This is a genomic window from Endozoicomonas sp. Z74 (assembly GCF_057680865.1).
Genome location: NZ_JBLYZI010000180.1, coordinates 1 through 5,485, shown reverse-complemented (window position 1 = coordinate 5,485; position 5,485 = coordinate 1). Strand labels below are relative to the sequence as shown.

Here is a 5,485-nt window from a genome sequence, read left to right as displayed (position 1 = left end):
TCCAGCGGGCGACATGAACCCGCAGTGTTGCGCTGTCAGACGCGAGGCGATATGAGCGGGTGCTTATACCGTGGCCGAATAGTACCATTGATCAACATGGCTTTACATTGCGCGCCTGCACAAAATTTCCAAATATGGCGACCAAAATGGTCTACTGTATATATGGCTGTATAAACGTCAAACGGCCATACTTAAAACGTGAGTACAAAGAGAAAAACAGTGGTAATAAAATCAATGACTTAAATAACCTTACGAGAACAAGGGTGTTTAGTTAAGTGGTTGATTTACAAGGGAACTCAATATCCCTCCTAAGGGGCAGGTCAGAGGTTCGAATCCTCTCGGGAGCGCCATTAAAACTAAGGCCCGAAGTGATAGCAGTCACTTCGGGCTTTTTTGTGTCAGACTTACTGGCAGTTGAATATAAAAGGTCGCCCCCCGGTTGACGGTGCTCTGTACGCCAATATTACCTCCCATTAACTCAACCAGCTGTCTGCACATTGGCAGGTCCGGAAAGTTGTCATTGCCGGGAGGAATGCTGCCATCATCTTCTGAGTCGGGCGCTTCAAAAATGGCGTCCTGCTGTGCTTCAGGGACTCCTGTCCCGGTATCAGAAACCTCGATAGTGACTAACCCCGTGCTGTTATCGTAAGACGATTTCAGGGTAATGGTTCCATTTTCTGTGAATTGGAAAGCATTGCCCAGAAGGGTGATGATCACCTGTCGAACCCGGCTGGCATCCCCTCTCATGTGCTCTGGAGTGTCAGGCTCAAGTTCAAGGTTGAGCGCTATGGGGCGGGTCAGTGTTTCTGTTTTGAACAATGCAAGGCTCTGCTTAAGGAGCTCTTTGAGGTTATAGCGCTGTTCTGTGAGTGGGGATGTGCCTGAATCCCTGTGGGATACGTTGAGAATATCATCAATAACTGTCAGCAGAGCCTGGCTGGATTGAAGAATAATATCGGTATAGTGCTTCTGTTCTTCCGTCATTGTTTCGGCTTGTAGAAGCTCTGTAATGCCAATAATGCCGTTGATGGGAGTCCGGATGTCGTGCCCCATTCTGGCCAGAAACTGGCTTTTGTGCTGACTCGCCTGTTCTGCGATGGTTTTCTGTTGTTGCAGTTGATCCCGGACATCTTCCAAAGTCTGGATATTCTGTTTCAGGGAGGACTGAGACTGGATAAAGCGGTTGAGTACCCGGTTGTATTGGCTGGCGATGGAGGACAGCTCTGAAAAGGGGTCGATGACCAGAGGCTGGAACTGGCTATTTTCTGCCTGCTCCCCCAGTTGATTGACGAGTTCTGACAGCTCAGTCACAGCACCGTGTTCGGCGATATTCAGTCCCTGGTACTCTTCTTCCGCAGATACTCTCAAAGGCAGGTATCGATTGAGCACACTCAGCAGAATGTAACTGATCCCAAATGACCAGATAAACAGGGTGATGGCCCCCAGGGCCTGGATTGCGATCTGACCGGATCGGTCATGACCGGTGTTGAGTATTTCCGGCTGCCCAAAAATACCTACAGCCACTGTCCCCCATAAACCGGCCACCAAATGGACAGGAATGGCGCCCACTGGATCATCCAGTCTGAGGCGCACCAGCGCTATGATGGCAAGACTGCACAAGAGGCCTGATATTCCGCCTATAACCACTGAAGACAGGAGCGTGATTGCATGAGCGCTGGCCGTAATGCCCACAAGCCCTGCCAGGACACCGTTGGCAATGACCGGGATGTTGGCCTGTTTGTAGTAGATGTAGCTCCATAAGGTGGCTGTCATCCCTCCGGCGCACCCGGCAAAAAAAGTGTTCAAAAACACCTTTGGTAACAGGGGGGTTATGGTCAGAAGGCTCCCCATATTGAAGCCAAACCAGCCAATCCAGAGAAACAGGACTCCCAGAAGGCTGATCACCAGGTTCTGCCCCTTGAAGGCGGTTGCTTTGGCAAACACCTCCCTGCGGGGGCCTATGATAATGATGGCTGCCAGAGCGACGGCTCCCCCCAGACTGTGAACAACGGCAGAGCCCGCAAAGTCCACAAAACCCAGTTCCGAGAGCCAACCGGTTGGCGTTTCGTGGACGCCACCCCAGACCCAGCTACCGGCGATGGGGTAGATGAGTGTGGCAATAAGCAGACTGATGGCCAGATAAGTTCTGAGTCCGCAGCGCTCGGCAATGGCTCCGGAGACAATGGTTGCGGCAGTGGCGGCAAACAGGGTCTGGAACACCATGAACAGATCCTTCACTCCGTCCGGCAGGTAAGTTCCGCTTATCACGGGGTCACCGGTCAAGAAGCTGTTGATAGAGCCGTATTGAACCTGGTAACCAACCAAGGCATAGGCACAGGTTACCGCAATCAGGTCAAGCAGGTTTTTGGCCGCCACATTAACGCTGTTTTTATTACGGACGGCGCCGGCTTCAAGGCAGAGAAATCCAGCCTGCATCAGAAAGACAAGGATGATGCATATGCAGAGAAACAGTGTGTTTAAGCCTTCCTGGGGCATGCCTTGGTGTGTCCTTTCGTTTATTTATCGTGAAAACATATTGAATCCCTGTTCCTGCTCTAATGCAGGAGGGGGGCAAAATGTTTTTCTTTTACTATGGGTATTCCCATTGATGAAAATACCGCTGTTCAGCGTTGTAAAGGTATTTTCACTGTTCAGGTTATCGGCCTGTGGCTCTCTATGGATAGGGTGTTTTGCGGGCAGGAATTTTCTTGAGTAGATTGGGGGCGAGGCGGACAGGCTGGTTGGCATGAATGGAAAAATACCTGAACAGGTGTGGTTCTTCCCTTATCTAGTCCATAAAGATCATGACTTTGCCGGGATTGCTCAATCACCACTTTTTTTGATCGTCGAAATGCTTTAACATCCGCTTACGAAAATTCAAGGAATTTTCCTGATAACAACAAAATGTAACGAAAGCGCTTGCGGGTTTTATAAAGGCGCCTCCCGGGGGAGAAGTATGAAAAAAATAACACAATCCTTGTTTGCCCTGTCGACTTTGACACTTGCCATGCAGGCAGGAGCTGCAGGCTTTGCCCTGAATGAAAGCTCTGCTTCTGCAGCGGGTACCGCTTATGCCGGGCGTGGCTCCAATGCTGAAGATGCGTCCATTATGGCGTCCAACCCTGCAGGCATTGCTTTGCTGGATCAGGCCCAGGTTACCGGTGGTATGGGTGTTGTGGTGCCCAAGGGGGAGTTTGAGGGAACTGGCAGTTTTGCCGGTACCAGTTCAGAGGATAATTTTCTGAAAACGGCTGTGATCCCTTTTGGCTATTTTGCCATGCCCTACGATGAAAAGTGGTCATTTGGCCTGGGGGTTTATGCCCCATTTGGTTCGAAAACGGATTATGACGATGATTGGGCAGGTCGCTATCTGGCAGATAAAACTGAAGTGACGGTCATCAATATTCAGCCAACGGTGGCTTATCAATTTTCAGATCAGTTATCCATTGGTTTTGGTTTCTACAGTTCCTACGCTGAGGGTGAACTGAGCCGCTTTATCAACCCTGCAAGTCCATCTACAGCAGTTACCATCAAAGGGGATGACTGGGCATTTGGCTGGAATCTGGGTGTGATTTATCAGCCCCAGGAGGCGACAACACTTGGTTTGAGTTATCGTTCCAGTGTCAAACAGAAGCTGAAAGGGGATGCCACTCTCACTCCGTCCTCAGTTACCGAGAAAGCAAAGCTGGATATTACCCTGCCTGAACAGGTGGAGTTGAGTTTGACCCATGAGCTTGATGATCGCTGGACTCTGATGGCAGGAGCCACATGGACGCGCTGGAGCCGCTTTGACAAGCTGGTTATCGAATCGGATCAAGGTGGCAATGGGCCTATTTCCGGCCTTGACCCATCAGACCCCAACGTCATCACTTACGTTCCTGAAAATTGGAAAGATGTCTGGGCTTTCGCCCTGGGTGCCAGTTATCAATACAGTGATCAGCTGAAGTTAAAAGCTGGTTATGCGTTTGATCAGTCGCCGGTCAAGGACGAATACCGTACCGCCCGGATTCCAGATGGCGATCGTAACTGGCTGACACTGGGGGCCCAGTATTCTTTTGACAAAGACTGGACCGTTGATGCTGCCTACGGGTATATGTTCTCTTCTAAAGTGTCGGTGGATGAAGAAAACTATACCAACAGTGGTAACCCAGCAGGTACGTTGACTCTTGAAGGCGATTACAAAAACAAAGCCCATGTAGTCAGTGTCTCCCTGACCAAGCGTTTTTAAACGTTGCCTTAACCTCTGAAAAGCCCGGCTAATGCCGGGTTTTTTATTAATAGAAACTAAAATGCCAGAGCAGCTGCACAGCCGCAGACGGTCATTATCAGCAATAAACGTTTCAGGGTTTGTGGCTTTGCGACAATGGCAAATCTGACGGCCAGGTGAGCGCCGATAATATAACCGGCTGAGAGGATCAAGGCGGGTATCCAGGCCACCTGGCCCCGGGCAATAAATACGACCAGGGCGATGGCAGTAAAGGCAAGGGAGCAGGCTAGTTTCAGAGCGTTGGCGCGAACCAGGTCATAACGCAATGTGCCGGCAAGGGCGGCCAGTAAAATAAAACCGACACCTGCCTGGACAAAGCCTCCGTAAAAACCGGCGATGGTGAGGCCAATCCAGGCTCCAGGGTTGTTTCGAACTTTGCGTGCCACCGTACCCGGAGGTGGTGCCATCACGGAAGGGCGAGTCACCATGATCAATGTCATGGTTAGCATGGCGCCCAGTAACAGGGGTTTCAGCAGCCAGTCAGGTGCATAGGAAGCGGCCAATGCTCCCAGCAGCCCTCCAGACAGGGTTGGAAACAGCATTGGAACCACCTCATCGCCCGGGAGCCGGTTATGGTGCTTAAAGCCCAGAACCCCGGTCAGGCTCTGCAGAAAAATACCCACCCGGTTACTGGCATTGGCGACATCCGGTGGCATCCCCATCACCATCAAGGCTGGCAGAGTCAGGTTGGATCCGCCTCCCGCCAGAGTATTAATGGCACCCGCCAAAAGGCCGGTGGTCGTCAGAATGATCACACTCAGAGGGGTTACTTCCATATCCTTGCGGCCTTTTAGTTATTCCGGGAGAGAGGGTGTATGAGAGTTGTCTTTTATTCCCGGATGGACAGTGCGTATGATCCTTCCTAGACTGACTGGATTCAAGCGTCCTTCAGGGGAGAACTTTGTTTCGACCAAGATGGAATCGAGTTGTGTTGATGTTGTTCATTCTGCTGGCCACCGCTGCTCAAGCCTGGGGAGTTCGGTTTTCCGAAAAGTACTCTGTAAAATTGAACGGGGTTTCAATCGCTTCTCTGGTCAGGGTTGTAGATAGCAGGGGAGTGAAGCTGGTGTTTTATGTACACCCTGAGAGAAACCCCAGGGCAAAAACATGATCACCAATTGAACAGCGCCATCAAGAAACAGCCTGTATAATCAGGGTTTTTCCTGTCTTTCGATGTCTGCAAAAGCCCTGTTTTCCAAATTCTCCTCGCTCACTGAT

3 protein-coding genes are annotated in these 5,485 nt (G+C 50.8%); 1 reads left to right on the top strand and 2 read right to left on the bottom strand.

All coding sequences use genetic code 11. From position 1 onward, the window contains the following. Positions 1–378: 378 nt before the first annotated feature. Positions 379–2,496, bottom strand: coding sequence for an ammonium transporter (gene amt / locus ACNRUY_RS25695; protein ID WP_488114517.1), 2,118 nt, complete (start codon positions 2,494–2,496; stop codon positions 379–381). Positions 2,497–2,956: 460 nt separating this feature from the next. Here amt and ACNRUY_RS25690 point away from each other — a divergent pair, with 460 nt between their 5' ends. Further along, a complete protein-coding gene (locus ACNRUY_RS25690) occupies positions 2,957–4,228 on the top strand; it encodes an OmpP1/FadL family transporter (protein ID WP_488114516.1) in 1,272 nt (423 codons plus the stop codon). A 56-nt stretch (positions 4,229–4,284) separates the two neighbouring features. Here the strand turns inward: ACNRUY_RS25690 and ACNRUY_RS25685 are convergent, their stop codons facing one another. Further along, positions 4,285–5,043: a sulfite exporter TauE/SafE family protein gene (locus ACNRUY_RS25685; protein WP_488114515.1), complete on the bottom strand. Its 759-nt coding sequence runs from the start codon at positions 5,041–5,043 to the stop codon at positions 4,285–4,287. Positions 5,044–5,485 lie beyond the last annotated feature (442 nt).